Origin of the sequence: Nocardia sp. BMG111209 (assembly GCF_000381925.1) — a bacterium.
Taxonomy (GTDB): domain Bacteria; phylum Actinomycetota; class Actinomycetes; order Mycobacteriales; family Mycobacteriaceae; genus Nocardia.
Map to the genome: position 1 here is coordinate 1,539,809 of NZ_KB907307.1, position 26,774 is coordinate 1,566,582.

The 26,774-nt window shown below is 69.2% G+C and carries 25 protein-coding genes and 1 pseudogene; 22 read left to right on the forward strand and 4 right to left on the reverse strand.

Annotation, left to right across the window (positions count from 1 at the left end; genetic code table 11):
* Window positions 1-88: 88 nt before the first annotated feature.
* From G361_RS0106845 to G361_RS49195, 3 genes are all read left to right on the forward strand, one after another.
* Window positions 89-1,864: an MFS transporter gene (locus tag G361_RS0106845; protein ID WP_081635485.1), complete on the forward strand. Its 1,776-nt coding sequence runs from the start codon at window positions 89-91 to the stop codon at window positions 1,862-1,864.
* Between the two features lie 13 nt (window positions 1,865-1,877).
* Window positions 1,878-2,324: a MarR family winged helix-turn-helix transcriptional regulator gene (locus tag G361_RS0106850; protein ID WP_019926321.1), complete on the forward strand. Its 447-nt coding sequence runs from the start codon at window positions 1,878-1,880 to the stop codon at window positions 2,322-2,324.
* Window positions 2,325-2,696: 372 nt separating this feature from the next.
* Window positions 2,697-2,858: a hypothetical protein gene (locus G361_RS49195; RefSeq protein WP_155981340.1), complete on the forward strand. Its 162-nt coding sequence runs from the start codon at window positions 2,697-2,699 to the stop codon at window positions 2,856-2,858.
* 40 nt (window positions 2,859-2,898) lie between these two features.
* Here the strand turns inward: G361_RS49195 and G361_RS0106860 are convergent, their stop codons facing one another.
* Both G361_RS0106860 and G361_RS0106865 read right to left on the reverse strand, forming a co-directional pair.
* Entirely contained in the window at window positions 2,899-3,405 is a 507-nt protein-coding gene (locus G361_RS0106860; RefSeq protein ID WP_019926323.1) for a hypothetical protein, read from the reverse strand.
* A 327-nt stretch (window positions 3,406-3,732) separates the two neighbouring features.
* Window positions 3,733-4,161 (reverse strand): CBS domain-containing protein, encoded by a 429-nt coding sequence (locus G361_RS0106865; protein WP_019926324.1) that lies wholly within the window; start codon window positions 4,159-4,161, stop codon window positions 3,733-3,735.
* 155 nt (window positions 4,162-4,316) lie between these two features.
* On the opposite strand from G361_RS0106865, the gene G361_RS0106870 reads away from it, so the two are divergent.
* The 14 genes from G361_RS0106870 (at window position 4,317) to nuoN (ending at window position 20,688) form a co-directional block, all read left to right on the forward strand.
* Entirely contained in the window at window positions 4,317-4,736 is a 420-nt protein-coding gene (locus G361_RS0106870; protein ID WP_019926325.1) for a response regulator transcription factor, read from the forward strand.
* Window positions 4,737-5,085: 349 nt separating this feature from the next.
* The gene (locus G361_RS0106875) at window positions 5,086-5,466 is read left to right on the forward strand and encodes an NADH-quinone oxidoreductase subunit A (RefSeq protein ID WP_019926326.1); all 381 of its coding nucleotides are present in this window, start codon (window positions 5,086-5,088) and stop codon (window positions 5,464-5,466) included.
* Window positions 5,467-5,491: 25 nt separating this feature from the next.
* Window positions 5,492-6,046 carry an NADH-quinone oxidoreductase subunit B family protein gene (locus tag G361_RS0106880; protein ID WP_019926327.1) on the forward strand — a complete coding sequence of 185 codons (555 nt, stop codon included), beginning with the start codon at window positions 5,492-5,494 and terminating at the stop codon, window positions 6,044-6,046.
* Window positions 6,043-6,807, forward strand: coding sequence for an NADH-quinone oxidoreductase subunit C (locus G361_RS0106885; RefSeq protein WP_019926328.1), 765 nt, complete (start codon window positions 6,043-6,045; stop codon window positions 6,805-6,807). Before G361_RS0106880 ends, G361_RS0106885 begins: the two co-directional genes overlap by 4 nt.
* Window positions 6,807-8,135 (forward strand): NADH dehydrogenase (quinone) subunit D, encoded by a 1,329-nt coding sequence (nuoD, locus tag G361_RS0106890; RefSeq protein WP_019926329.1) that lies wholly within the window; start codon window positions 6,807-6,809, stop codon window positions 8,133-8,135. The genes G361_RS0106885 and nuoD overlap by 1 nt, the downstream gene beginning before the upstream one ends.
* A gap of 20 nt (window positions 8,136-8,155) precedes the next feature.
* The gene (gene nuoE, locus G361_RS0106895; protein WP_231386798.1) at window positions 8,156-8,845 is read left to right on the forward strand and encodes an NADH-quinone oxidoreductase subunit NuoE; all 690 of its coding nucleotides are present in this window, start codon (window positions 8,156-8,158) and stop codon (window positions 8,843-8,845) included.
* Entirely contained in the window at window positions 8,842-10,182 is a 1,341-nt protein-coding gene (gene nuoF, locus G361_RS0106900; protein ID WP_019926331.1) for an NADH-quinone oxidoreductase subunit NuoF, read from the forward strand. Before nuoE ends, nuoF begins: the two co-directional genes overlap by 4 nt.
* Entirely contained in the window at window positions 10,179-12,656 is a 2,478-nt protein-coding gene (locus tag G361_RS0106905) for an NADH-quinone oxidoreductase subunit G (RefSeq protein WP_019926332.1), read from the forward strand. Before nuoF ends, G361_RS0106905 begins: the two co-directional genes overlap by 4 nt.
* Before the next feature lies 1 nt (window position 12,657).
* Window positions 12,658-14,427: an NADH-quinone oxidoreductase subunit NuoH gene (nuoH, locus tag G361_RS0106910; protein WP_036494080.1), complete on the forward strand. Its 1,770-nt coding sequence runs from the start codon at window positions 12,658-12,660 to the stop codon at window positions 14,425-14,427.
* Window positions 14,424-15,221 (forward strand): NADH-quinone oxidoreductase subunit J, encoded by a 798-nt coding sequence (locus tag G361_RS42605; protein ID WP_019926334.1) that lies wholly within the window; start codon window positions 14,424-14,426, stop codon window positions 15,219-15,221. The genes nuoH and G361_RS42605 overlap by 4 nt, the downstream gene beginning before the upstream one ends.
* Window positions 15,218-15,517, forward strand: a complete 300-nt coding sequence (nuoK, locus tag G361_RS0106920; protein ID WP_019926335.1) for an NADH-quinone oxidoreductase subunit NuoK — start codon at window positions 15,218-15,220, stop codon at window positions 15,515-15,517. The genes G361_RS42605 and nuoK overlap by 4 nt, the downstream gene beginning before the upstream one ends.
* Window position 15,518: 1 nt before the next feature.
* Window positions 15,519-17,432: an NADH-quinone oxidoreductase subunit L gene (nuoL, locus tag G361_RS0106925; RefSeq protein ID WP_019926336.1), complete on the forward strand. Its 1,914-nt coding sequence runs from the start codon at window positions 15,519-15,521 to the stop codon at window positions 17,430-17,432.
* Window positions 17,429-19,042: an NADH-quinone oxidoreductase subunit M gene (locus G361_RS0106930; protein WP_019926337.1), complete on the forward strand. Its 1,614-nt coding sequence runs from the start codon at window positions 17,429-17,431 to the stop codon at window positions 19,040-19,042. Before nuoL ends, G361_RS0106930 begins: the two co-directional genes overlap by 4 nt.
* Entirely contained in the window at window positions 19,039-20,688 is a 1,650-nt protein-coding gene (gene nuoN, locus G361_RS0106935) for an NADH-quinone oxidoreductase subunit NuoN (RefSeq protein WP_019926338.1), read from the forward strand. Before G361_RS0106930 ends, nuoN begins: the two co-directional genes overlap by 4 nt.
* Before the next feature lie 53 nt (window positions 20,689-20,741).
* On the opposite strand, the gene G361_RS0106940 is transcribed toward nuoN, so the two are convergent.
* Entirely contained in the window at window positions 20,742-21,356 is a 615-nt protein-coding gene (locus tag G361_RS0106940) for a TetR/AcrR family transcriptional regulator (protein ID WP_019926339.1), read from the reverse strand.
* Window positions 21,357-21,596: 240 nt separating this feature from the next.
* On the opposite strand from G361_RS0106940, the pseudogene G361_RS48100 reads away from it, so the two are divergent.
* Window positions 21,597-22,157 (forward strand): annotated as a pseudogene (locus G361_RS48100) (SDR family NAD(P)-dependent oxidoreductase); the annotation flags it as partial.
* Window positions 22,158-22,220: 63 nt separating this feature from the next.
* Here G361_RS48100 and G361_RS0106950 read toward each other — a convergent pair.
* Window positions 22,221-23,039 (reverse strand): alpha/beta fold hydrolase, encoded by an 819-nt coding sequence (locus G361_RS0106950; RefSeq protein WP_019926341.1) that lies wholly within the window; start codon window positions 23,037-23,039, stop codon window positions 22,221-22,223.
* Between the two features lie 187 nt (window positions 23,040-23,226).
* Between G361_RS0106950 and G361_RS0106955 the strand changes: the two genes are divergently transcribed.
* The 4 genes from G361_RS0106955 (at window position 23,227) to G361_RS0106970 (ending at window position 26,693) form a co-directional block, all read left to right on the forward strand.
* Window positions 23,227-24,048 carry an SAM-dependent methyltransferase gene (locus G361_RS0106955; RefSeq protein WP_019926342.1) on the forward strand — a complete coding sequence of 274 codons (822 nt, stop codon included), beginning with the start codon at window positions 23,227-23,229 and terminating at the stop codon, window positions 24,046-24,048.
* A gap of 20 nt (window positions 24,049-24,068) precedes the next feature.
* Window positions 24,069-24,434, forward strand: coding sequence for a VOC family protein (locus tag G361_RS0106960; protein ID WP_019926343.1), 366 nt, complete (start codon window positions 24,069-24,071; stop codon window positions 24,432-24,434).
* Between the two features lie 54 nt (window positions 24,435-24,488).
* On the forward strand, window positions 24,489-25,091 hold the full coding sequence (locus G361_RS0106965; protein ID WP_026342768.1) for a hypothetical protein: 603 nt from the start codon (window positions 24,489-24,491) through the stop codon (window positions 25,089-25,091).
* Window positions 25,092-25,199: 108 nt separating this feature from the next.
* Entirely contained in the window at window positions 25,200-26,693 is a 1,494-nt protein-coding gene (locus G361_RS0106970) for a glycosyltransferase family 39 protein (RefSeq protein WP_019926344.1), read from the forward strand.
* Window positions 26,694-26,774: the final 81 nt, after the last annotated feature.

A 26,774-nucleotide genomic window follows, 5' to 3' on the forward strand; every position in this document is an offset into this window, starting at 1 on the left:
TCATCCGGAAGGGAATCCCTTGGCTTCCGCACCCACACCCGGTGCTCTCGACGTCGGCGACGTCGAGACCATCCAACGCCGGCGGCGCATGGACCGCGACCACCCGCACTACAAGTGGGTGGCCCTGTCCAATACGACGCTCGGCATGTTGATCGTCACCATCAACTCGTCGATCGTGCTGATCTCGCTGCCCGCGATCTTCCGCGGCATCGACCTGAATCCGCTGTCGGCGAGCAACGTCAGCTATCTGCTGTGGATGATGATGGGCTTCCTGCTCGCCTCCGCCGTGCTGGTGGTGATGTTCGGGCGGCTCGGCGACATGTTCGGCCGGGTGCGGATCTACAACTACGGCTTCGTCGTCTTCGCGATCGCGGCGATCGCGACCTCCCTGGATCCCTTCTCGCACGGCGGCGGCGCGATCTGGCTGATCGCGTGGCGCGTGATCCAGGGCGTCGGCGGCGCGATGCTGATGGCCAATTCGGCGGCCATCCTCACCGACGCCTTCCCCGCCAACCAGCGCGGGATGGCCCTGGGCATCAACCAGGTCGCGGCCATCGCGGGCTCGTTCCTGGGCCTGCTGATCGGCGGTGTGCTGTCGGAGTGGGACTGGAAGGCCGTGTTCTGGGTGAGCGTGCCGTTCTCGGTCATCGGCACCATCTGGTCGTACCGCTCGCTGCAGGACTTCGGCCAGCGCAGCGCCGGATCCCTCGATCTGCCCGGCACGCTGACCTTCGCCGTCGGCCTGACCGCACTGCTGACCGGCATCACCTACGGCATCCAGCCCTACGGCGGCGCCAACACCGGCTGGGCCAACCCCTGGGTGCTGGGGGCCATCGCCGGCGGCATCGTGCTGCTGATCGCGTTCTGCGTGATCGAGTCCAAGGTGGCGCAGCCGATGTTCAACCTCGCGCTGTTCCGCAACCGCGCGTTCAGCCTCGCCAACCTGGCCGGTCTGCTGTCCTCGGTCGGCCGTGGCGGCATGCAGTTCATGCTGATCATCTGGCTGCAGGGCATCTGGCTGCCGCTGCACGGCTTCGACTACGAGTCGACCCCGCTGTGGGCGGGCATCTACATGCTGCCGACCACGATCGGCTTCCTGGCGGCCGGTCCGATCGCGGGCTACCTGTCCGATCGGTTCGGCGCGCGGCCGTTCGCCGTCGGCGGGCTGGTGCTGGTGGCGCTGAGTTTCGTCGGCCTGATCCTCATCCCGGTCGACTTCGACTATTGGCTGTTCGCCGCGCTGATCTTCCTCAACGGCATCGGCTCCGGCGTCTTCGCCTCGCCGAACACCGCGGCCATCATGTCCAGCGCGCCCGCCGCCCAGCGCGGCGCCGCCTCGGGTATGCGTGGCACCCTGTTCAACGGCGGTTCGGCGCTGTCGATCGGCCTGTTCTTCTCGCTGATGATCGTCGGCCTGTCCGGCACGCTGCCCGGCGCGCTCGGTTCCGGACTGCGGGACCAGGGGGTCTCCGGACCGGTGGCCGATCAGCTGGCGAATATGCCGCCGGTGGGCAGCCTGTTCGCGGCGTTCCTCGGCTTCAACCCGATCCAGGAGCTGCTCGGCCCGAGCGGTGAGCTGAACCGGCCGGGAGTGCACAGCGATGTGCTCACCGGACAGGAGTTCTTCCCGCACTTGATCTCCGGCCCGTTCCACTCGGGTCTGGTGGTCGTCTTCCTGGCCGCCGCGGCGATGATGCTGATCGGCGCGATCGCGTCCTGGTTCGCCGGCAACGGCAACCCCACGGACGAGCGGGCCGAACTCGCCGAGGCCGCCCGAGAGGGCATAATCTCCGAAACGGACCGCATCGACGGCGATGTCGTCGGCGCCGAGCTGTCGACGGCGTCGTCGACGAGAACCGGGTAGGAGCAGCCGACCGATGATCCAGCAGGAGCGCTCGCGCAGCACCGAGGAATTGGCCGAGGCAGCGGATCTGTACCTCGCCATCGGGCGGATCACCCGCGTGCTGCGCCGCTCCGGGGATCTGGGCTCGCTGAGCCAGGGGTCCGCCGCCGCACTCGGCACGCTGGTGCGGTCGGGCCCCATGCGGCTCAGCGATCTCGCGGCCGTCGAACACGTCACCGCGCCGACCATGTCGCGCATCGTGTCCGGGCTCGAGCGGCACGGCTACGTCGAGCGCAGCGCGGATCCCGACGACGGCCGCGCTCAGTTGCTCACCGTCACCGAACCGGCCAGCGCGCTCGTCAACGGCCTCACCTCCGCGCGCATCCAGCGCTTCGCCGCCGCCCTGGAACACCTGGAGCCGAGCGAACGGGGTACGCTCATCGCGGGACTCACGAAACTCGTGGGCCTGCTCGACGACTGACCTTTCGCGCCACGACGGCACATTTGTGCCGAAATCCCCGACTTGCCGGTCGGTATTCCTATTTTTCCGATGTTTACCGGAACTTTTGCGCGGGAACACAGTCAAGTGCCATCGCCCTCGGCAACTCGACGCAGTCGAGCGCACAAAGGTGATCACGGGAATCAGCAAACTGTCGGCCCGATCGGTGTTCACATCGAAAGAATCGCCGTCATATCAACGATCCTTGCTCGGAATTACGGTTGCTGGTATACAGGTCGGAATTCTACCGACAAGATCTGGATCGCTCACAGCGTTGTGAGCCGGAGGCACCAGCCCCGGAACACGTATGATCGCTGCGGGTTTCGGGGTCCACACGGATTCCGGAGGAGATTCGTGATGATTTCCCGCCCGCAGACCACGCCGGTGACGCCACGTGAGAGCGATGATTCGCTCGCCGACACTGTCGTCTGGCCCGATCCCAGTCCGTTGACCGCCTGGTGGCAGCAGGTCATGCAGACCCCCGCCGAACAGACCGTCCCGCCCGCAGCCGGGTGACGAACGGATAATCCAGCGGCACAACGGATTTCCGGGGTGCCTAGTTCCTCACTGCCCGGGTGACGGTCAACGTGACCGGGGTGTTCGCGGAAACCGCGGTGCCGGGATCCGGTGCCTGTCCCGTAATCGTCCACGGGACGGTGAAACTCGCCGGATCGTGCATCACGTCGTGCCCGTCCGCGGTGACGACCCCGGTGATGTCGTAACACAGGCCGGTTCCGACGACCGTGGTGCCCAGTGGCGCGCCGCGGAAGTCCGGAATCGGTTGCGGCCAGCCCTGACTGCCGCACCGCGCGGCCACCGTGCCGGTGGTCGGCGCGGCAGGGGCGCTGCTGGTCACCTCCTCGGTGGTGGATGAATCCGGCGCGGCCGCAACCGAACTCGATGCGGCGGCCGATGTCCTCGGCGCCGCCGCCGGCGAACTCACGGCGACCTGCGCGCGCGAGGCCACCGGCGTACTCGAGCCTCCGCCCGAATCACCGCATCCGGCAACGAGAACGGAGACGAAGACGACCGCGGCGAACACGGTCGGGACGGGGCGGCGCATGGATGTCCTCTGTAGGTCGGGGGTCGGCGGCACGCTGCGCCACGCACCCTATCGGCGCGCCGCTGCGCCCGCACGGCGGGGGTCCCCACTGCCGCCTCCGGTCGAGGGAAACCGTCCCGAAATGCCGTGTGCCCGGAATTTCTGCTGCGGTGATCGTCATTTTCGGGTGGTGAGGTCCGAGGGACTGTGCACATCCCGGACCCCACCCGATCAGCGGTGTCGTCCACCGCGAGCCTCCGAATCGGACGATGCGTCCAATCGAAATAATGCGCCCGCCGCCGACATTCTATTCATCGATCGGTGTTACGAGATGATGAAATCGCACGATCACTGCTGGAGATAGTGCACCAGCTGTTCCCGTTCGGTCTGCAACTCCGAGATCGCGCTCTTCACCACATCGCCGATGCTGACGATGCCGGCCAGCCGGCCGTCCCGCAGCACCGGCAGATGCCGGATCCGGTGTTCGGTCATCGTCGAACGCAGGCCCTCCACCCGGTCGTCCGGCGAACAGGTGTGCACCACCGCGGTCATGATGTCGGCCACCGGCCGGTCCAGCAACTCCGCGCCGACGGTGTGCAGCCGCCGCACGATGTCCCGTTCGGACACGATGCCCTCCAGGGTGCCGCCACCGCGCGACACCACCACCGCCCCGACATTGCGCTCGGCCAGCAGACCGAGCAGTTCTCGTACCGTCGCCTCCGGCACGATCGTCACCACCTCCGCGCCCTTCCGGCGCAGAATCTCCGAGATACGCATCGCCGCCGCCCTTCCTCGTGACCAGCACAGCCCTCGCGTATGTATCAATATCCCGCGTTCCGGGCCCGCTGACCAGGGCCGATCACGATCACCGAGCGGTGGCCCGGCGGCGCGCTGCGCCAACCTGCACCCACCCGGCCCGCCGCGGACGTAGCATGCGAAAGGTGGCCGATGCGAACCGTTCCGCCGCGGTGCGGGTGCTGGTGTATTCGAGCGACGCCGATACGCGCCGCCAGGTGACGACCGCCCTGGGCACGCGCCCGCGGGCGGACCTACCGCCGTTCGACTATCTGGAGGTGGCCACCGCCGCGGTGGTGCTCGAACACCTCGACGCCGGCGGTATCGACCTGGTCGTGCTGGACGGCGAGGCCGCACCCACCGGCGGGCTCGGGCTGGCGAAGCAGTTGAAGGACGAGATCGCCTCCTGCCCACCGGTCGTCGTGCTCACCGCACGGCCCGACGACGCCTGGCTGGCGAACTGGTCCCGGGCGGAGGCGATCGCCTCGCATCCGATAGATCCGTTCCGGCTCGCCGAGGCCGTCGTCACCGCGCTCCACACCCGCTCGGTGGCGTAGCCCGCGAATCACCGCACTCGCCGCCGGCACCGTGGCGCCGGCGGATCCGCGCCGATCCCGGCCGCCCGGATCCGCCTCCCGGCTCCGTTGTCCGGTCGTGACGATTGCGCCGTTTCGGTCATAAGTGACTGTCCGGTTTTCGATCAAATGCCGCGGCGAAAGCACGGGCATCCATAACGATCGGTTGTAGGCTGTGCCGTAGCTCACACGAGTGCACCCGGTGATATGAATCTCCGCACCCCCTGCTGAGCACGCCTCGAGGCGCGACTGGCCCCGGCAGACGACGTCGTCAGCCCGTCTCGGCCGCTGCTGCCGTCACACCGCTGTCAACGAGAGAGGTAGTGCAGTTGTGAATACCGAGGTGCCCACTCTCGTGCTCGGCGCGGTCGCCGCGGCATTCGGGCTGATGTCCCTCGTCCTCGCCACCGTCGTCGGCCCCAAGCGCTACAACCGGGCCAAACTCGAGCCCTACGAATGCGGTATCGAGCCGACCCCGCACGCCATCGGCGGTGGCCCGGGAAATGCTGGGGGACAACGTTTTCCGGTGAAGTACTACCTCACCGCGATGCTCTTCATCATCTTCGACATCGAGATCGTGTTCCTGTACCCGTGGGCGGTACACCTCGACGCGCTCGGCGTGTTCGGGCTCGTCGCGATGGCGCTGTTCTTCTTCAACGTCTCGGTGGCGTACGCCTACGAATGGCGGCGCGGCGGACTGAGCTGGGACTGATCACTACAGGAAGTGGGTGTTCGGCATGGGTCTCGAGGAGAAACTGCCCAGCGGTTTCCTATTGAGCACGGTCGAACAGTTCGCCGGTTATCTGCGCAAGGGCTCGTTGTGGCCCGCGACGTTCGGGCTGGCGTGCTGTGCGATCGAGATGATGGCCACCGGGGCCGGGCGCTACGACCTGGCCAGATTCGGGATGGAGGCGTTCCGCGCCTCGCCGCGGCAGGCCGATCTGATGATCGTCGCGGGCCGGGTCAGCCAGAAGATGGCGCCGGTGCTGCGCCAGGTGTACGACCAGATGACCGAGCCGAAATGGGTGCTGGCCATGGGGGTCTGCGCCTCGTCGGGCGGCATGTTCAACAACTACGCGATCGTGCAGGGCGTGGACCACGTGGTGCCGGTCGACATCTATCTGCCCGGCTGCCCGCCGCGGCCGGAGATGTTGCTGCACGCGATCCTGAAGCTGCACGAGAAGATTCAGCAGATGCCGCTCGGCGTCGATCGCGTGGAGGCCGTCCGGGCCGCCGAGGAGGCCGCGCTCGCCTCCACCCCGACCATCCGGATGGGAGGGCTGCTGCGATGACGTTCGACACTCCCGGCCAGGCCGGCGATTCCGAAACCGGCGCCGTCCCGGCCCAGGATCCGGCCACCGACACGAACGCCGCCGCGGCCCCGCCCGCCGGCACCGGCGAGGAGGTGATCGGCCTGCGGCACGGCATGTTCGGCGTCAGTGGCAGCGGCGACACCTCCGGTTACGGCGGCCTGGTCCGGACCGTGAGCCTGCCCGGCGGCAGCGCGCCGCCGTACGGCGGATATTTCGACGAGCTGGTCGATCTGCTGCGGAAGTCGCTGTCCGACAAGGAGTTCGGCCTCGCGATCGAGAAGGTCGTGGTGTTCCGTGACGAACTGACGCTGCACGTGCGGCCGGATCGGCTGCCGGCGGTCGCGCGGGCCCTGCGCGACGACGCGGCGCTGCGGTTCGAGCTGTGCCTCGGCGTCAGCGGCGCGCACTATCCCGAGGAGACCGACCGGGAACTGCACGCCGTCTACCACCTGCTGTCGGTCACCCACAACCGGCGGGTGCGGCTCGAGGTGTCGGCGCCCGACGCCGATCCGCGGATCCCCTCGCTGTATTCGGTGTATCCGACCACGGATTGGCACGAGCGGGAGACCTACGACTTCTTCGGCATCGTGTTCGACGGCCATCCCGCGCTGACCCGGATCACGATGCCCGACGACTGGCGGGGCCATCCCCAGCGCAAGGACTATCCGCTCGGCGGGATCCCGGTCGAGTACAAGGGCGCGCGCATCCCGCCGCCCGACCAGCGGAGGGCGTACAGCTGATGAGCGACATCGATACCCGGGGCGCCGAGGGCGCCTCCGCGCCGGAGCGCACCGTGACCGTGGTCGGCCAGGACTGGGACGAGGTGAAGCAGTCCCTGGACGGGGTCGCCGAGGAACGCATCGTCGTCAACATGGGCCCGCAGCATCCGTCGACACACGGTGTGCTGCGGCTGATCCTGGAGATCGAGGGCGAGACCGTCACCGAGGCCCGTTGCGGCATCGGCTATCTGCACACCGGCATCGAGAAGAATCTCGAGTTCCGCAACTGGGTGCAGGGTGTCACCTTCGTGACCCGGATGGACTACCTGTCGCCGTTCTTCAACGAGACGGCGTACTGCCTCGCGGTGGAGAAGCTGCTCGACATCACCGACGCGATTCCCGAGCGCGCCACCGTGATTCGCGTACTGCTGATGGAACTCAACCGCATCTCCTCCCATCTGGTGGCGCTGGCCACCGGCGGCATGGAACTCGGCGCGCTGACCCCGATGCTGTTCGGCTTCCGGGAGCGGGAACTGGTGCTCGACGTGTTCGAGACCATCACCGGGCTGCGGATGAACCATGCCTACATCCGGCCCGGCGGCGTCGCGCAGGACCTGCCGGACAACGCGGTCGGCGAGATCCGGGATCTGTTGCAGCTCATGCCGAAACGGCTGCACGATCTGGAACTGCTGCTGAACGAGAATCCGATCTTCAAGGCCCGCACCCGCGGTGTCGGCTATCTCGACCTCACCGGCTGCATCGCGCTCGGCATCACCGGCCCGGTGCTGCGGTCCACCGGCCTGCCGCACGATCTGCGCAGGTCCCAACCCTATTGCGGGTACGAGGATTACGAGTTCGACGTGATCACCGACACCGGATGCGACTGCTACGGCCGCTACTGGATCCGGGTGGAGGAGATGAAGCAGTCGCTGCGCATCGTCGAACAGTGCCTGGACAAGCTGCGGCCGGGCCCGATCATGGTGGACGACAAGAAGATCGGCTGGCCCGCCGATCTGCAACTGGGCCCGGACGGGCTCGGCAACTCCCCCGCGCACATCGGGCGCATCATGGGCACCTCGATGGAGGCGCTGATCCACCACTTCAAACTGGTCACCGAGGGGATGCGGGTGCCGGCGGGCCAGGTGTACGCGGCGGTGGAGTCGCCGCGCGGCGAGCTGGGCGTGCACATGGTGTCCGACGGCGGCACCCGCCCGTACCGGGTGCACTACCGGGACCCCTCGTTCACGAATCTGCAAGCGGTGGCGGCGATGTGCGAGGGCGGCATGGTCGCCGACGTGATCGCGGCCGTGGCCAGTCTCGACCCGGTGATGGGCGGTGTCGACCGATGACATCCGAGCGGAGCGAATCGATGAAATCCGAAGTCTTCGTGGAGTTGACCCCCCGGACGACACCGTATCCGAAAGAAGTGAGCGACCGGCTCGAGCTGGACGCGAAGCAGATCGTCGACTGCTATCCGCAGCCGCGCTCGGCACTGCTGCCGCTGCTGCACCTGGTGCAGGCCGAGGACGGCCGCGTCACCGGCGCCGGAATCCGTTTCTGCGCACAGCGATTGGGCCTCACCGACGCGGAGGTCACCGCGGTCGCCACCTTCTACAGCATGTACCGGCGCACGCCGACCGGCACCTATCACGTCGGCGTGTGCACGAACACGCTGTGCGCGGTGCTCGGCGGCGACGAGATCTACGCGGCCCTGCAACAGCATCTGGGCATCGGGCACGGCGGCATCACCGACGACGGCGCGATCTCGCTCGAGCACATCGAATGCAACGCGGCCTGCGACACCGCGCCCGTGGTGATGGTCAACTGGGAGTTCTTCGACAACCAGACCCCGCGCACCGCAACGGAACTGGTCGACGCGCTGCGTGCCGGCGGTCCGGTGACCGGCACCCGCAGCGGCGCCCCGCTGTGCAGTTTCCGTGCGACCGAACGCATTCTGGCCGGATTCCCGGACGAGCGACCGGGCGCCAACGACGGGCCGCTCGGCCCGGCCGCGGTGGCCGGTCTGGACGCCGCCGCCGATCAGGACGGCCCGCGATGACGCTCACCCCGGTCCTCAGCCGGCACTGGGCCGAACCCGAATCGTGGACGCTGGCCTCGTATCGGCGCCACGACGGATACCGCGGGCTGACCAAGGCGCTGCGGATGGGCCCGGACGAGGTCATCGGCCTGGTCAAGGACGCCGGACTGCGCGGCCGCGGCGGCGCCGGCTTCCCGACCGGCATGAAATGGGGCTTCATCCCGCAGGGCGACGACAAACCGCACTATCTGGTCGTCAACGCCGACGAGTCGGAACCGGGCACCTGCAAGGACATGCCGCTCATGCTGGCCACCCCGCACACCCTGATCGAGGGGGTGATCATCGCCGCCTACGCCATCCGCGCCGCGCACGCGTTCATCTATGTACGCGGCGAGGTGATTCCGGTGCTGCGCCGGCTGCAGGCCGCGGTCAAGGAGGCGTACACCGCCGGTTTCCTGGGCCGCGACATCCTGGGCTCCGGTTTCGATCTGGAGCTGATCGTGCACGCCGGCGCCGGGGCCTACATCTGCGGTGAGGAGACCGCGCTGCTGGATTCGCTGGAGGGCCGCCGCGGCCAGCCCCGGCTGCGGCCGCCGTTCCCCGCCGTCGCGGGCCTCTACGCCTGCCCGACGGTGGTCAACAACGTCGAGTCCATCGCGAGCGTGCCCTCGATCCTCGCCGAGGGGGTGGAGTGGTTCCGGTCCTTCGGCACCGAGAAATCGCCCGGATTCACCCTCTACTCGCTGTCCGGGCATGTGACCCGGCCCGGCCAGTACGAGGCGCCGCTGGGAATCACGTTGCGCGAGTTGCTCACCCACGCGGGCGGGGTGCGGGCCGGGCACACGCTGAAGTTCTGGACCCCCGGCGGCTCCTCGACGCCGATCTTCACCGCCGAACATCTCGACGTACCACTGGATTACGAGAACGTGGCCGCGAACGGCTCGATGCTCGGCACCAAGGCGTTGCAGATCTTCGACAACACCACCTGCGTGGTGCGAGCGGTGCTGCGCTGGACCGAGTTCTACGCGCACGAGTCCTGCGGTAAGTGCACGCCGTGCCGGGAGGGCACCTACTGGCTGGTCCAGCTGCTGGAGCGGCTCGAGGCCGGGGCGGGCACCGAGGCCGACCTCGGCACGCTCACCGATATCGCCGACAACATCAACGGAAAGTCGTTCTGCGCGCTCGGCGACGGCGCGGCGAGCCCGATCTTCTCCTCCCTGAAGTACTTCCGCGGGGAGTACCTCGAGCACGTCCGCCTCGGGCACTGCCCGTTCGACCCGGCCCGCACCACGGTCTGGGCCGGGAACGACAGCGCCGCAACGGAGTCCGCTGGCACGACCGAAGGGATCGCCGGATGACCGCGACCGTGAGCACCGGCGCCGCCGGCGGGGTGACCCCCGCCGAGATGGTGAGCGTGACCATCGACGGCACCACCGTCAGCGTGCCGCCGGGCACCCTGTTGATCCGGGCCGCCGAACTGATCGGCGTCCAGATCCCCCGCTTCTGCGACCATCCGCTGCTCGATCCGGTCGGCGCCTGCCGGCAGTGCCTGGTCGAGGTGGAGGGGCAGCGGAAACCGGTGGCCTCCTGCACGATCGCCGTCTCCGACGGGATGGTGGCCCACACCCAGCTCGGCTCCCCGGTCGCCGCGAAGGCGCAGGAGGGCGTGATGGAGCTGCTGCTGATCAACCATCCGCTGGACTGCCCGGTCTGCGACAAGGGCGGTGAATGCCCGCTGCAGAACCAGGCGATGTCCACCGGGCGTGGCGAATCCCGGTTCGAAGGCGCGAAACGCACCTACCCCAAACCGATTCCGCTGTCCACGGCGGTGCTGCTGGATCGGGAGCGCTGCGTACTGTGCGCCCGCTGCACCCGCTTCGCCGAGCAGATCGCCGGCGATCCGTTCATCGAACTGATGGATCGCGGTGCGCTGCAACAGGTCGGCATCCCCGGCTCGATGGGGCTGGCCACCGATGCCGGAACCGGTTCGGGCGGTGAGACGTTCGACTCCTACTTCTCCGGCAACACGGTGCAGATCTGCCCGGTCGGCGCGCTCACCGGCAGCACCTACCGATTCCGGGCCCGGCCGTTCGATCTGGTGTCCAGTCCGGGAGTGTGCGAGCACTGCGCCGCCGGCTGCGCCCAGCGCACCGATCATCGGCGCGGAAAGGTGTTGCGCCGCTTGGCCGGTGACGATCCGGCGGTCAACGAGGAGTGGAACTGCGACAAGGGCCGGTGGGCGTTCGCCTACGCCACCGAGCCGGATCGGCTGACCACCCCGCTGATCCGGGACTGGGACGGCAATCTGGTCCCGGCCTCCTGGCCGGAGGCGCTGGCCCGCGCCGCGGAGGGCCTGGCCGCCGCGCACGGCAACGCGGGCGTCCTCGTCGGCGGCCGGGCCACCGTCGAGGACGCCTACGCGTACGCCAAGTTCGCCCGGATCGCGTTGCACACCAACGACATCGACTTCCGGTCCCGGGTGCACTCGGCGGAGGAGGCGCAATTCCTCGCCGCCCGGATCGCCGGGCAGGGCACGAGCGTCGAGTACGCCGATCTGGAGACCGCTCCGGTGGTGCTGCTGGCCGGATTCGAGCCCGAGGAGGAGTCGCCGATCGTCTACCTCCGGCTGCGCCGGGCCGCCCGCAAGCGCGGGTTGCCGATCCACGCGCTGGCCCCGTTCGCCACCCGCGGCCTGCGGAACATGTCCGGCCGGCTGCTGGCCACCGTGCCCGGCGGCGAGGCCGCGCGACTGGCGGCGCTGCGGACCGACGACGGCTCGGAGTTGGCCCGGCAGCTGCGGCAACCGGGGGCGGTGATCCTCGCGGGCGAACGGCTGGCCGGCTTCCCGGGTGCGCTGTCGGCCGCGGCGCGACTGGCCGACGAGACCGGCGCCGCCCTGGCCTGGGTGCCGCGCCGCGCGGGTGAACGCGGCGCGATCGAGGCCGGCGCGCTGCCCGATCTGCTGCCCGGCGGACGGCCGCTGGCCGACCCGCGGGCCCGGCATCAGGTGAAGACGGCCTGGAACATCGACGATCTGCCGGTGACCCCGGGCCGCGATACCGCCGCGATCCTGCGCGCCGCGGAACATTTCGGCGCACTGGTCGTCGGCGGGGTCGAGGTGGACGATCTGCCGGATTCGCGGGCCGCGCTCGCCGCGTTCGACACCGCCCGCTTCGTCGTCAGTCTGGAACTGCGGCGCACCGAGCTGACCGAACGCGCCGATGTGGTGCTGCCGGTGGCCTCGGCGATGGAGAAGGACGGCACCTTCCTCACCTGGGAGGGCCGCGCGCGCCCGTTCGCGGCCGCCCTCGCCGACGCGACCGTGCGGCGCGCGCCCGCGCCGCTGTCCGACCATCGGGTGCTGCACGCCCTCGCCGCCGAACTCGGCACGGATCTCGGCCTGCCCGATATCGCTTCCGCGCGAACCGAACTCGCCGAACTCGGGGTGTGGGACGGCCCGCCGCCGGCGCTGCCCGCGCTGCCGCCGGAACCCGAACCGCGACCGGCCGCGGGCACCGCGGTACTGGCCGGCTGGCGAATGTTGCTGGACCGCGGCCGCGGCCAGGACGGCGAACCCGGGCTGGCCGGTACCGCCCGGCCGCCGGTGGTCCGGCTGTCGCCGGCCACGGCCGCCGAAATCGGCGCCGCCGCAGGCGATTCGGTGCGGGTGAGCACCGGGCACGGCGCGGTCGTGCTGCCGCTGGCGGTCACCGAGATGCCCGATCGGGTCGTGTGGCTGCCGCTGAATTCCCCCGGGTCGGTGGTGTATCGGCAACTCGCCGCCGCCCCCGGGCAACCGGTGAGCATCCGACGGGAGGACGACGGTGAGTGAGATGTTCGGACACGACCCCTGGTGGCTGGTGGTCGGGAAATCCGTCGCCATCTTCGTATACCTGCTGCTGATCCCGTTGCTGGCGGTGCTGATCGAACGAAAGATCGTCGCCTACATGCAGATGCGGGTGGGCCCCAACCGGGTCGGGCCGCGCGGCACCCTGCAATCGCTGGCCGACGGCGTGAAGATGCTCCTCAAGGAGGACATCGTCCCGGCGATCGTCGACAGGCCGATCTTCGTGCTGGCCCCGGTCATCGCGCTGATCCCGGCGGTGATGGCGTTCGCGGTGATCCCGCTGGGGCCCGAGGTGTCGGTGTTCGGCACCCACACCGCGCTGCAACTGACCGATATGCCGGTGGCGGTGCTCTACATCCTGGCCATGGCCTCGATCGGCGTGTACGGAATCGTGCTGGCGGGCTGGGCATCCGGGTCGACGTATCCGCTGCTGGGCGGGCTGCGGTCCACCGCGCAGGTGATCTCGTACGAGATCGCGATAGCGGCGTGCTTCGCCGCGGTGTTCCTGCTGTCGGGCACCATGTCCACCTCCGGCATCGTCGACCGGCAGTGGGGCACCTGGAATGTCTTCCTGCTGCTGCCCTCGTTCCTGATCTACGCGGTGGCGATGGTCGGCGAGACCAACCGCGCACCGTTCGATCTGCCCGAGGCCGAGGGCGAACTGGTCGGCGGCTTCCACACCGAGTACTCGTCGCTGAAGTTCGCGATGTTCATGATGGCCGAATACATCAACATGGGTACGGTGTCGGCGCTGGCCAGCACCATGTTCTTCGGCGGCTGGCACGCGCCGTTCCCGATCAGCCTGTGGCACGGCGCCAATTCCGGCTGGTGGCCGCTGTTGTGGATCACGGCGAAGATCTGGATCTTCCTGTTCGTGTTCATCTGGCTGCGCGGCACGCTGCCGCGACTGCGCTACGACCAGTTCATGAATCTGGGCTGGAAGCTGCTGATTCCGGTCTCGCTGCTCTGGGTGATGGTCGTCGCCACGCTGAAGGTGTTGCAGGACAACGGGTATCACGTGCAGACCGCGGGCCTGGTCGGCGCCGGGATCGTCCTCTCGCTGCTGCTGATCGCGGTGGCGGTGCGCGCCGGTAAGGCGCGCGGCCCGGTCGTCGACACCGAATCGGCTGCCGCCGAGGAGATTCCGATCTTCCCGGTACCGCCGCTGCCGGATCTGCCCGCATCGCAACCCGAGAAGTCCGGACTGCTCGATCCGCTCGCCGGATTCGCCGTCACCGCGGCCACCATGTTCAAGAAGCCCAATACCGAGTTCTATCCCGAGGTGAAGACGCCGACCGCCCCGCGCTATCACGGCCGCCACCAGCTCAACCGGCATCCGGACGGGCTGGAGAAGTGCATCGGCTGCGAACTGTGCGCCTGGGCCTGCCCCGCCGACGCCATCTTCGTCGAGGGCGACGACAACACCGAGAGCGAAAGGTTCTCGCCCGGTGAGCGATACGGCCGCATCTACCAGATCAACTATCTGCGCTGCATCGGCTGCGGCCTGTGCATCGAGGCCTGTCCGACGCGCGCGCTGACCATGACCAACGAATACGAGATGGCCGACGACAACCGCGGCGACCTCATCTACGAGAAGGACCGGCTGCTCGCGCCGCTCGGCCCCGAGATGACCGCGCCGCCGCACGCGATGGCCCCGGGCTCGACCGAGGCCGACTACTACCTGGGTACCGTTCCCGGTGCGGAACCGGTTGCGCCCGAAGCGGATCCGGCGCCGGCCGGTGGAGGTGTGCGATGACCACATTCCTGGCCGAGACGGCGGCCCGGACCTCCGGCGGTGAGGCGGTGCTGTTCTGGGTGCTCGCGGTGCTCGCGGTCTGCGGCGCCCTCGGCATGGTGTGCGCCCGCAAGGCCGTCCATTCCGCGCTGTGCCTGGCCGGCACCATGATCTCGCTGTCGGTGTTCTACATCGCCGAGGACGCGCTGTTCCTCGGGGTCGTGCAGATCGTCGTGTACACCGGCGCGGTCATGATGCTGTTCCTGTTCGTGCTCATGCTGGTCGGCGTCGACTCGGCGGAATCGCTGCGAGAGACGTTGCGCGGGCACCGGATCGCGGTCGTGCTGGTCAGTCTGGGCTTCGGCCTGCTGCTGATGTCCGCGATCTCCCGTGGCGTACGCGACGATTCGGTGGCGCAGACCGGTCCGGGTTTCACCGCGGATCCGATCGGCGCACTGGCCGAACTGCTGTTCGTGCGCTACGTCTGGGCATTCGAGCTGACCGGCGCGCTGCTGATCACCGCCACCATCGGCGCGATGGTGCTCGCGCACCGGGAACGCTTCGGACCGCGCACCGATCAGCGCGAGACGTCGAAACGCCGCTTCCGGGAAGGACATCAGGTCACCCCGCTGCCGACGCCCGGCGTGTACGCGCGGCACAACGCGGTCGATTCGCCGGCCCGGCTGCCCGACGGGTCGTTCGCGGAACTGTCGGTCAGTTCCATCCTGCGCCAGCGCAAGCATCGCGCCCACACCGAGGCCGCGGTCGTCGGCGTCGGTACCACCCCCGTCCCGGACGAGGAAGGCTCACGGTGAATCCGGACAACTACCTGTATCTGTCCGCACTGCTGTTCACCATCGGCGCGGCCGGTGTTCTGGTGCGGCGCAACGCGATCGTGGTGTTCATGTGCATCGAGCTGATGCTGAACGCGGTGAACCTGGCCTTCGTCACCTTCGCCCGGGAGCACCACAACCTGGACGGTCAGGTGTTCGCGTTCTTCACGATGGTCGTGGCCGCCGCCGAGGTCGTGGTCGGTCTGGCGATCATCATGACCATCTTCCGCGCCCGTCGCTCGACCTCGGTCGACGACGCCAACCTGCTGAAGTACTGATATGGGTACCGCGGATCAACTCTGGTTGCTGCCGGCCCTGCCGTTGGCCGGCGCGGCGATCCTGTTGCTCGCCGGGCGATTCGCCGATCGGTGGGGGCACTGGCTGGGCTGCCTGGCGGCCGTCGCGTCGTTCGGCGTCGGGGTGTGGGCCTTCGCCGGGATGCTCGGCCGGCAGACCGCCGACCGGCCCGTCTACCACCACTTCTTCAGCTGGGTGCCGGTCGCCGGGCTGCACGTGGATTTCGCGTTGCAGCTGGATCAGTTGTCGATGTGCTTCGTCCTGCTGATCACCGGGGTCGGGTCGCTGATCCATCTGTACTCCGTGGGGTACATGAAACCCCGTGCGGGACACGACGATTACACCGTGGCCGGCCGGCGGCGGTTCTTCGGCTATCTGAATCTGTTCCTGGCCGCGATGCTGGTGCTGGTACTCGCCGACAACTACCTGGTGCTGTACCTGGGCTGGGAGGGTGTCGGCCTGGCCTCGTATCTGCTGATCGGGTTCTGGTCGCACAAGCCCTCCGCGGCGGCCGCGGCGAAGAAGGCGTTCGTGGTCAACCGGGTCGGCGATATGGGGCTGGCGATCGCGCTGTTCGTCATGTTCGCCACCTTCGGATCGGTCGACTACAGCGGGGTGTTCGCCGCCGCGCCGCAGGCCGGCGGCGGCACGCTGACCGCGATCGGATTACTGCTGCTGCTCGGCGCGTGCGGTAAATCGGCGCAGGTGCCGCTGCAATCCTGGCTCGGGGACGCGATGGAGGGCCCGACCCCGGTGTCGGCGCTCATCCACGCGGCCACCATGGTCACCGCGGGTGTGTATCTGATCGCCCGCTCGGGTCCGATCTTCGACCTCGCGCCGGGGGCCCGCGCCGGGGTGCTGGTGGTCGGTGCGGTCACGCTGTTGTTCGGCGCGATCATCGGCTGTGCGAAGGACGACATCAAGAAGGCCCTCGCGGCGTCGACGATGAGCCAGATCGGCTACATGGTGCTGGCCGCCGGGCTCGGCCCGGCCGGGTACGCGGTGGCGATCATGCATCTGCTCACCCACGGTTTCTTCAAGGCCGGACTGTTCCTCGGCGCCGGTTCGGTGATGCACGCGATGGACGACGAGACGGATATGCGCCGCTACGGCGCCCTGCGCAAGGTCATGCCGATCACGTTCGCCACCTTCGGGCTCGGATATCTGGCGATCATCGGGGTGCCGCCGTTCGCGGGCTTCTTCTCCAAGGACCGGATCATCGAGGCGGCCTTCGGATACGGCGGCCCGGCGGGGACCACCCTCGGCGTGGCGGCGTTGCTCGGCGCGGGGATCACCGCGTTCTACATGACCCGGGTGATGCTGCTGACCTTCTTCGGCCCCCGGCGCTGGGCCGAAACGGCACATCCGCACGAGGCGCCGGCGAGTATGACCGGGCCGATGATCCTGCTGGCGATCGGCTCGGTATGTTCCGGCGGCCTGCTGGTCTACGGCTCGGGACTGGTGAACTGGCTGGAACCGATTGTCGGCGAACATCATTCGGAGGGCGGCCTGCCCGCCTGGGCCGTGACCACGATGGCGCTGGTGGTGGTCGTGGCCGGGGTCGCGGTCGCCTACCGGCAGTACGGGCGGCGCGAGGTGCCGGTACCCGCGCCGGAGGCGGTGTCGGCGCTCACGGTGGCCGCGCGGCGGGACCTCTACGGCGATGCCGTCAACGAGGCCGTGTTCATGCGCCCGGGACAGCATCTGACCAGGTCGCTGGTGTTCGTCGACACCCGCGGCATCGACGGCCTGGTGAACACCACGGCCGCCGTGATCGGCGGCCTGTCGGCCCGGATCCGCCGGATCCAGACCGGATACGTCCGTTCCTACGCCCTGTCCATGTTGACCGGCGCGACCCTGGTGGTCGCCGCCCTGCTCGCGGTGAGGTTGCTGTGAACGAGTTTCCGTGGCTCACGACGCTGTGGGTGCTGCCGTTGGCCGGGGCGATCGTGGTGGCCGCGCTGCCGCGCCGAGCACGCATGATGGCCCGCTGGACCGGCCTGGCGTTCGCGCTCGCCGCGCTGGCGATCGGGATCGTGGTCGCGGTGCGGTTCGAACCGGGCGGCCCGCAGTACCAGCTGGTCGAATCACACCGCTGGATACCGGCTTTCGGCGCCGGCTACACCCTCGGCGTGGACGGTATCGCCCTGGTGCTGGTCCTGCTGACCGCGGGCCTGATGCCGTTGCTGCTGCTCGCCGGGTGGAACGACGACGTGGGCGGCGCGGCCGGCGGCGGAACCCGGGTCACCCACATCTATGTGGCGCTGATGTTGCTGGTCGAGTCGATGGTGCTGATCTCGTTCACCTCACTGGACATCCTGCTGTTCTACGTGTTCTTCGAGGTCATGCTGATCCCGATGTACTTCCTCATCGGTGGATTCGGACCGCACGGGGACAACGTCGCGGTGCGGCAGCAGCGGGCCCGGTCGGCGGTGAAGTTCCTGCTGTACAACCTGTTCGGCGGGCTGATCATGCTGGCCGCGGTGATCGGCCTGTACGTGCTCACCGCGCGGCAGCATCTCGGCGGTGACGGCACCTTCGATTTCCGGACGGTCGTGGCGGCGGCCAATTCCGGGCAGCTCGGCGCGGGGCCCGCGGTCCTGAACGCGCTGTTCCTCGGCTTCATGTTCGCGTTCGCGGTGAAGGCGCCGCTGTGGCCGCTGCACACCTGGCTGCCGGACGCGGCGGTGTCGGCCACGCCGGCCGGCGCGGTCCTGATGATGGCGGTGGTGGACAAGGTCGGCACATTCGGCATGTTGCGGTACTGCCTGCTGCTGTTCCCGTCGGCGACCGCCACCTACGCGCCGCTGGTGAGCGTGCTCGCGGTGATCGGCATCGTGTACGGCGCACTGCTCGCGCTCGGGCAGACCGACGTGATGCGGCTGATCGCCTACACCTCGATCTCGCATTTCGGCTTCATCATCCTGGGCATCTTCGCGCGGACGAATCAGGGCGGCGCCGGGGCCACGCTGTACATGGTCAACCACGGCATCTCCACCGCGGCGCTGTTCCTGATCGCGGGATTCCTGGTGTCGCGCCGGGGAACTCGCGCGATCGCGGCGTTCGGCGGGGTGCAGAAGGTCGCGCCGGTCATGGCCGGAACCTTCCTGATCGCGGGCCTGGCCACGCTGTCGCTGCCGGGGCTGGCGCCGTTCGTCAGCGAATTCCTGGTCCTGGCAGGCACTTTCACCCGCTATCCGGTGGCGGCGATCTGCGCGACCAGCGCGCTGGTGCTGGCCGCGCTGTATGTGCTCTGGCTCTATCAGCGGATGATGACCGGGCCGGTGCGTGACGGCAACGAGAAGTTGCGCGATCTGCTGCCCCGGGAACTGATCGTGGTGGTGCCGCTGCTCGCGGCGCTGCTGGTACTCGGCGCCTATCCGAAACCCGTGCTGGATCGGATCGATCCGGCCGTGGCGTCGACCCTCACCACGATCGGCGCACACGATCCGGCGCCGACCGTGCCACAACCGGAGGCCGCGCCGACCCACGGAGGTACGCGATGACCAGTCAGCTTCTCGCCGCGGCGATCCCGGCGCCGTCGATCCAATATCGGGACCTGTCACCGATGCTCATCGTGTTCGGGGTGGCGGTCGCCGGGGTGCTGGTGGAGGCGTTCCTGCCGCGATCGTGGCGGTATCCGCTGCACCTGGTACTCGGATTGGCCGGTTTGGCAGTCGCTTTCGGCGCGGTGGTCGGGCTGGCCGGCACCCGGACCACCGCGATGGCCGATGCGGTCGCGATCGACGGGGTGACGCTGTTCCTGCAGGGCACCATCCTCGTGGCGGCGGCGCTGAGCCTGTTGCTGATCGCCGAGCGCGGTATCGCCCCCGCACTCGCGCGGGTGCGGCGGGACGGTCCCGGTGCGTGGAGCCGGGCCGCCGCGACCGCCGGTGGCGCCCTCGTACTCGACGGGTTCACCCCGCAGGCGGCGGCGATGCCGGGCAGCAGCGACGAAGTCGCCGCGGAGCGTGCAGGTTTCACCACCACCGAGGTGTTCCCGCTGGCGATGTTCGCCGTCGGCGGGCTGCTGTTGTTCCCGGCGGCCGATGATCTGCTGACCATGTTCGTGGCCCTGGAGGTGCTCTCGCTGCCGCTGTACCTGATGTGCGGGCTGGCCCGCCGGCAGCGGTTGCAGTCGCAGGAGTCGGCGCTGAAATACTTTCTGCTGGGCGCCTTCTCGTCGGCGTTCTTCCTCTACGGCATGGCCCTGCTGTACGGCTACGCGGGTACCGTGCAATTCGCCGGGATCGCGGATGCCGTAGCGCGGGACCCGAATTCGAAGACCCTGGCCGTGCTGGGCGTCGCGATGCTTGCGGTCGGGCTGCTGTTCAAGATCGGCGCGGTGCCGTTCCAGGCGTGGGTTCCCGACGTGTATCAGGGTGCGCCGACACCGATCACCGGATTCATGGCCGCGGGCACGAAGATCGCCGCGGTCGGCGCGCTGCTGCGGGTGTTGCAGATCGCGGTGCCGGGTCTGCGCGACGACTGGCGGCCGATCGTGGCGGCGGTCGCCATCGCGACCATGGCGGTCGGCGCGATCCTGGCCGTCACCCAGACGGATGTGAAGCGGATGCTGGCGTATTCGTCGGTGGCCCATGCCGGTTTCCTGCTCACCGCACTCGCCGGGATCGACAACGACGGGGCCGGTGGGGTGTTCTCGCGGCCCGCCTCGGCCGCGCTGTTCTATCTCGCCGCCTACGGTCTGAGTACGGTCGGCGCGTTCGCGGTGGTCACGCTGGTCCGCGATCGCGGCGGCGAGGAGGCGACGGCGCTGTCGGCCTGGGCCGGGCTGGGCCGCCGCTCCCCCTGGCTGGCCACCACCTTCGCCCTGTTCCTGCTCTCCTTCGCGGGCATCCCGCTGACCAGCGGTTTCATCAGCAAGTTCGCGGTGTTCTCGGCCGCCTCCGCCGGTGGCGCGCCGGCCCTGGTGATCGTCGGTGTGATCTGCAGTGCGATCGCGGCCTTCTTCTACATCCGGGTCATCGTGCTGATGTTCTTCACCGACGCGCCGGCGGACGCACCCGTGGTGGTGACCCCGGCCATCTCGACGACGGTGATCGCGGTGACCGCGGCGGCCACCCTGCTGCTGGGCATCGTGCCGCAGCCACTGCTGGATCTGGCCGACAAGGCGGCGGTGTTCGTGCGCTGAGCGCGGACCGGCAGCACGTGCCCCGGGTGGAATCGCCCGGGGCACAGTGCTGTTCAGGACTCGTGTGCGCCGGGCGGGCGGTCCGGTAGCGGCCGGGCGCCGGCCGCGCGCATACCGTCGAGGTACAGCGCGAGATGCCGTCGCCAGGCGTGCGGGGCCGTCTCCCGGGTCATCTCCACGGTCCGGGAGATACCCCACACCACGAAGGCCAGATCGCCGAGGGTGAGATCGGGCCGGAGTTCGCCCGCGGCCTTGGCCCGGGTGAACAGCTCCCCGAGTGCGCTCGCCCCGCGTACCTGCAACTCCCGCGCGGCGTCCGAGCGCAGCCCCCGGGCCGCCACCTCGTTGAATCCCCGGTCCTCGGCCTGCAATTCACACATTCCGGTGACGTAGGTGACCACGCCCTGCCACGGATCCGGTTCGGCGGCGGCCTGGTCGGCGAGTACCGCCAGCGTCTCCAGCCGGTCGAGGAAGACCGCGTCGATCAGGTCCTGCCGGGTCGGGAACCGGTTGTAGAGGGTGCCGTTGCTGACCCCGGCGTGCCGGGCGATATCGGCCATCGCGACGTCGACGCCGTGCTCGGCGAACATCTCGCCGGCGGCGCGCAGCACCAGTTCGCGGTTGCGGCGGGCATCGCTGCGCAGTGCGCGGGATTCGGGGGAAGGCACGGACCGATTCTATAAGTTGACGATGCCGTCATGATATCGGTAGCCTTCCGGACGTAAGTTGACGATCACGTCACGTTATCCGGAAGGTTTCACCGATGTCTCGAACCATCGCCGTACTCGGCGCCGGACCCGGTTTCGGCCGGTCCGTCGCACACCGATTCGGGCGGGAGGGCTACCGGGTCGCGCTCGTGGCCCGCACCCCCGCGAAACTCGACGCGCTGACCGCCGGAACTCACCGCCGCGGGCGTCGAGGCCGCCGCATTCCCCGCCGACCTCGCCGACCGCAGCGCCCTGCCCGCGCTGCTGACCGCGATCACCGATCGCTTCGGCGAGATCGACGTACTCGAATACGCGCCCGCCGGACCGGAATGGCTACCCCGGCAGGTGGATATCCGTGCCGCCACGGTGGATTCGCTGGAATTCCCGCTGGACATGTTGCTGCGCACCCCGATCGAGATCATCGGGCGGGTGCTGCCGGGCATGCTCGCGCGCGACCGCGGCACGATCCTGTTCGGATTGCCCACCACCGCAACGCCGATCCCGCAGGTGGGCAACGTCGCGACCGTGGCCGCGGCGGCGCGTGCATATCTGCACACACTGCACGCATCCCTCACCGGCACCGGCGTGTACGCGGGACTGGTGCAGGTCGCGGGTATGGTCGGCGGCAGCGAATCCGCCGAGTTCGTGCAGCGGAACTGGGATCCGGCGCTGTTGCCGGAGCCGCTGGATCCGGCCCGCCTCGCCGAGGCCGCCTGGGATCTGCATTCCGAGCGAACCGAATTCGAACGTACCGTCGGCTGATCGAGCGGTCCCGGCGCGGGGGCCGTCGCCGCCCCGCGCCGGAGGCGCTGCGGCGGCCCGGCTTCAGGCGAGCAGGTCGCGCACGCGGTCGGCGAATTTCACCGGGTCCTCGGTGAAACCGCCGTGGCCGCCGGGGAACAGGACCGGTTCGATCGACAGTTCGGTGCCGAGGGCGCGGGTGGCGCGGTCGCAGAACTGACCGGCGGAGGTTTCCCCGATTCCGAGGATCAGGCGGGTGGGGACGGCGCGCAGGGCATCGAGATCCGGCTGCCAGCCGGAGGTTTCGCGCAGTTCGTGGAGGTAGAAGTAGTCGTCGTTGGCGATCGCCGCCGCACTGCGCTCGCCGCCGAACATCTGCTGGAACACCGGCTCCGGCATCTGGATATCCGCGGAGGCGAAGAATTTACGGATCGCGCCCACGGTGTCGCCGGCGACGTAGGTGGCGACGATGTCCTCGCGGACCTCGCGCTGCCGGTCCCGATCGGGCAGCAGTTCCGACACCGGCGGCTCGTGCGCGATCGCGGTGTGCACGAGCTCCGGATTCGCTTGCAGCAGCGCGAGAGTGGTGATCGCGCCACCGGAGGAGCCGAAAACCGTTGCGGGACCGGCGTCGACGTGGCGCAGCAGCCGGGCCAGGTCGTCGGCGCGCACCTCGGGGGTGGACGCACTGTGCGGGTCGGCCAGCACACTGCCGAAATGGCCGCGGGGATCGGTGGTCAGCACGGTGTGATCGGTGGCGAGCGCGTCGGCCACCGGTGCGAAGGGGGCCGTGTGCATGGGCGAGCCGACCAGGGCGATCAGCGGTCCGCTGCCACGCAGCTCGTAGTAGAGCGTGCCGTCGGGGATGGCGAGGGTGGCGGCGGTGGTGCCGGATGTGGTCATGGATTCCTCCGGGTTCGGTCGAACGTACTCACGGAAACCGACGGTCCCCGCGACCGTAATTCATCGGCGAGCTCGCGTCGCCCGATCCCGCTCGCGGTTTGCTGCCATCGGCGAACCCGGTACCCCGCGGGCCCGATTCTCCTAGGATTGAACGCACAACAAGATCTTCGAATACAGAGGTGTTCCCATGTCCGACAGCGCGGCGCAGATCGATCAGTCGAAGCCGAGCATCGCCCGCGTCTACGACTACCTGCTCGGCGGCAAGGACAACTATGCCGTCGACCGGCAGGTCGGGGACTTCTTCATCAAGGATCTGCCGGGATCGGTGGGTATCGCGTACGCCAACCGGCAGGCGCTGATCCGCGCGGTCGGCAATATCGCCCGCGCGGGGGTCCGGCAGTTCGTCGACATCGGCAGCGGGCTGCCCACCGCCGACAACGTGCATCAAGTGGCGCAACGCAATTCGCCCGACGCGCGGGTGGTCTATGTGGACAACGACCCGATCGTACTCGCGCACGGCCACGCCCTGCTCGCCACCGACGATCGCACCACGGTCATCCATGCCGACCTGCGCCGGCCGCAGGAGATCTACGAACATCCGGATGTGCAGCGGCTGATCGACTTCGACGAGCCGGTGGCCGTCGTCTTCAGCGCGATCCTGCACCACCTCAACGACGACGAGGATCCGGCCGGGCTGGTGCGCTGGTGGGTGGATCGGGTGCCGTCCGGCAGTTACGTCTACATCTCCCACTTCCGCTCCGCGCACAACGAGGAGACCGCGGCCGCCGAGGAGAAGTTGCAGGCCAGCTTCGGCCGCGGCCGTTGGCGTTCCGACGAGGAATTGAGGGCGCTGTTCGGCGAGCTGGAACTGATCGAGCCCGGCCTCGTGCACTGCTCCCGGTGGCGGCCCGAGCCCAGCCCCGACGGGATCGACAAGATCGGCCCCGCGGAGCGGGAGATGACGGTCTGGGAATATCTGATCTCCTGCGGCGTCGCGAAAAAGCCGTGACCGGCTGATAGCTTCGGCGCATGATCATCGGCGCCCACACCATCGTCTACGCGACCGACCCCGAGGCCGCGCGCGCCTTCTTCCGCGACGTGCTCGGCCTGCCGCACGTCGATGCCGGACACGACTGGCTGATCTTCCGATCGCCGCCGGCCGAACTGGCGGTCCACCCCGCCGAGGGGTCCGGCAGCGGCCGGCTGGAGCTGTATCTGATGTGCGACGATCTGCCCGCGACCATGGCCGAGCTGACGGCGAAGGGTGTCGAATTCACCTCCGGCGTCAGCGAACAGCGCTGGGGACTGCTGACCAGCCTGCGGGTGCCGGGCGCCGGTGAGATCGGCCTGTACGAGCCACGGCATCCCACCGCGTACGACATCGCCGAGCCCTAGGTCGTCGCGACGACCTACCATCGGAGATATCCGCCGCAGCGAGGAGTCTCACCGATGGTCAACCCGTATCCGCCGGGGCCGCCGCACCATCCGGGGCAGCCGTGGCCACCGCCGCCGGGATATCCGGCCCCCGGGCCGGCTGCGCGGTCCGGGGCGCCGTGGCCGCTGCTGGGTGCGGTCATGGTCGGACTCGCGCTGTTGTGCTTTGCCGCACAGTCGATCTGGGAGCTGGCCGACAGCGGTCACGCCGATTGGTATCTGCTGCCGGATGTGCTCTGCGTCCTGCTCGGCCTGGTCGGTGCGATCCTGGTGCTGATCCGGCCCGCGGTGCCGGCCGGTCGCGTACTCGCCGGGGCCGCGGCCGGCGCGATATTCCTGCGCGCGCTCAACGGCGTGATCGGCAGCCTCCAGTTCTCGGAATACGAGCCCTTCTCGCGCGACGGATTCTGGTTGTTCATTCCGGCCACCATCACCGCCGCCGTCGCCATCGTGCTGCTGGCCCTGCCCAGCGCGCCGCCGGCGACCGGTGCGGCCCCGCCACCGTGGCCCGCCCTCGGATATTCCCCGAATTACGGTGCGCCACAGTCCTATCCGGCGCCGGGTGCGGTGCCGCCACCCGGATATCAGCCGCCGAGCTGGCCCCCGCAGCCACAGTAGATTGACCGGCCCGGTCCGGCCGTTCTACGGTGTGGGGATGTCCGGGCAGGTGAGGGCCCGCCCGTCGGCGGGGATCGTGGGTGTGGCTTTCCCGGTCGTGCCGTTCCGATGACGAAACCCGAACCCCCGCAACAGGACACCCGAGACGGCGAAATCCCCGCCCTGCACCGGCGTCCGGTGGCGCTGGTGGCCGCGGTGATCGGCCTCGTCCACCTGGCGGTCGCCACCCGATTCGGCTGGCACCGTGACGAGTTCTACTACCTGATCTGCGGACGGCATCCGGATTGGGGTTACGTCGACCAGCCCCCGCTGGCCCCGTTGCTGGCGCGCGCGGCGGCCACCCTGCCCGGAGGTGTTCTGCCGCTGCGCATCCTGGCGATCGCGGCGCAGGTCGGCTGTGTGCTGCTGGCGGCGGTGCTGGCCGCGGAGTTCGGCGGCCGGCGCCGCGCTCAGATCCTCGCCGCCGGGGCCGTCGCGGCCTCGCCGGTATTCGTCGCCGGCTCGCTGCTGTTCGGCACCACGGTGCTGGATCAGCTGGCCTGGGCGGCGGTGCTGGTGCTGGTGGCGCGGGCCCTGCGCCGCGGCACCCTGCTCGCCTGGCTGGCCGTGGGTCTCGTCGCCGGTATCGGCCTGGAGAACAAGAGCACCCTGGCCGTGCTGATCCTCGGAATCCTCGTGGGCCTGGCCCTGTTCCGCCGCGAGGCGCTGCGCGGCCCGGGACCGTGGCTGGCCGGTGGCGTGGCGGCACTGCTCGCGGCGCCGAATCTGATCTGGGACGCCCGCCATCGATGGGTGAATGTGCAGATGGCGCAGGTACTTTCGGGGAAGCAGGGTGGCGTCCTCGGCGCGGCGGCCCAGCTGCCGCTGACGCTGCTGTTGCTGGCCGGACCTCCCCTGGTGGTGCTCTGGGTGGCCGGGGTGCGCCGGCTGCGGTCCGACGCCGGCCGGGATCACCGCTGGTTGCTGGCGGTGGCGGTGGTGGCGCTGGTGCTGTTCACGCTCGGCGGCGGCAAGGGTTACTACCTCGCCCCGGTGCTGATCGGCCTGTTCGCCGCCGGCTCCGTGCGCGTCGAGGCGAACGGCGACGGGCGGACCGCCTGGCCGATCGCGACCGTGGCCTGCGGACTGGCCGCGGTGCTGATCGGACTGCCGGTCCTGACCCCCGCGGTCTCCTCCGCCCTGCGACCGATCGATCCGGAACCGATGGAGACCTACGGCTGGCCCGGCTACACCGATCAGGTGATCCGGGCCGCGGCCGAGTTCCCGCCCGGCACAATGATTTTCACCAGCAATTACGGCGAGGCCGGCGCGCTCACCATCCTCGGACCGCAACGCGGCCTGCGCAATCCGGTCTCGAGCGCGCACAACAACTACCTGCTGTGGGGCCCACCGCCGGGCACCCCCGACACCGTCCTCTGCGTGGGCGAGTGGAACACCGCCTACCTGCACCGCTTCTGGTCGGATGTCACCACGCTGGCGCCGATCACCCTGCCGGGCGGACTGTCGAACGAGGAAACCTCCGACCACGCCGCCATCTACCTCTGCCGCGCGCCCCACGGCACCTGGGCCCAACTCTGGCCGGACCTGCGCCACCTCGATTGAGCCGGTGGCACAAGGGGAGTCGCCGCGGGGGCCGGATACGGCTCGACCGGCCGGATCCGCGCCACCCCGATCGAGACCGTG

Excerpts from the sequence above, each read along its gene's own strand:
- G361_RS0106865 (WP_019926324.1), bottom strand. The coding sequence starts at position 4,161 with ATGCGTATCTCGGAGATTCTGCGCCGGAAGGGCGCGGAGGTGGTGACG.
- G361_RS0106880 (WP_019926327.1), top strand. The coding sequence starts at position 5,492 with ATGGGTCTCGAGGAGAAACTGCCCAGCGGTTTCCTATTGAGCACGGTC.
- G361_RS42605 (WP_019926334.1), top strand. The coding sequence starts at position 14,424 with ATGACCACATTCCTGGCCGAGACGGCGGCCCGGACCTCCGGCGGTGAG.
- G361_RS0106965 (WP_026342768.1), top strand. The coding sequence starts at position 24,489 with ATGGTCAACCCGTATCCGCCGGGGCCGCCGCACCATCCGGGGCAGCCG.
- nuoD (WP_019926329.1), top strand. The coding sequence starts at position 6,807 with ATGAGCGACATCGATACCCGGGGCGCCGAGGGCGCCTCCGCGCCGGAG.
- G361_RS0106950 (WP_019926341.1), bottom strand. The coding sequence starts at position 23,039 with ATGACCACATCCGGCACCACCGCCGCCACCCTCGCCATCCCCGACGGC.
- G361_RS0106860 (WP_019926323.1), bottom strand. The coding sequence starts at position 3,405 with ATGCGCCGCCCCGTCCCGACCGTGTTCGCCGCGGTCGTCTTCGTCTCC.
- G361_RS0106850 (WP_019926321.1), top strand. The coding sequence starts at position 1,878 with ATGATCCAGCAGGAGCGCTCGCGCAGCACCGAGGAATTGGCCGAGGCA.
- G361_RS0106885 (WP_019926328.1), top strand. The coding sequence starts at position 6,043 with ATGACGTTCGACACTCCCGGCCAGGCCGGCGATTCCGAAACCGGCGCC.
- nuoE (WP_231386798.1), top strand. The coding sequence starts at position 8,156 with ATGAAATCCGAAGTCTTCGTGGAGTTGACCCCCCGGACGACACCGTAT.
- nuoH (WP_036494080.1), top strand. The coding sequence starts at position 12,658 with ATGTTCGGACACGACCCCTGGTGGCTGGTGGTCGGGAAATCCGTCGCC.
- nuoL (WP_019926336.1), top strand. The coding sequence starts at position 15,519 with ATGGGTACCGCGGATCAACTCTGGTTGCTGCCGGCCCTGCCGTTGGCC.
- G361_RS0106970 (WP_019926344.1), top strand. The coding sequence starts at position 25,200 with ATGACGAAACCCGAACCCCCGCAACAGGACACCCGAGACGGCGAAATC.
- nuoN (WP_019926338.1), top strand. The coding sequence starts at position 19,039 with ATGACCAGTCAGCTTCTCGCCGCGGCGATCCCGGCGCCGTCGATCCAA.
- G361_RS0106870 (WP_019926325.1), top strand. The coding sequence starts at position 4,317 with ATGCGAAAGGTGGCCGATGCGAACCGTTCCGCCGCGGTGCGGGTGCTG.
- G361_RS0106905 (WP_019926332.1), top strand. The coding sequence starts at position 10,179 with ATGACCGCGACCGTGAGCACCGGCGCCGCCGGCGGGGTGACCCCCGCC.
- nuoF (WP_019926331.1), top strand. The coding sequence starts at position 8,842 with ATGACGCTCACCCCGGTCCTCAGCCGGCACTGGGCCGAACCCGAATCG.
- G361_RS0106960 (WP_019926343.1), top strand. The coding sequence starts at position 24,069 with ATGATCATCGGCGCCCACACCATCGTCTACGCGACCGACCCCGAGGCC.
- G361_RS0106955 (WP_019926342.1), top strand. The coding sequence starts at position 23,227 with ATGTCCGACAGCGCGGCGCAGATCGATCAGTCGAAGCCGAGCATCGCC.
- G361_RS0106845 (WP_081635485.1), top strand. The coding sequence starts at position 89 with ATGGACCGCGACCACCCGCACTACAAGTGGGTGGCCCTGTCCAATACG.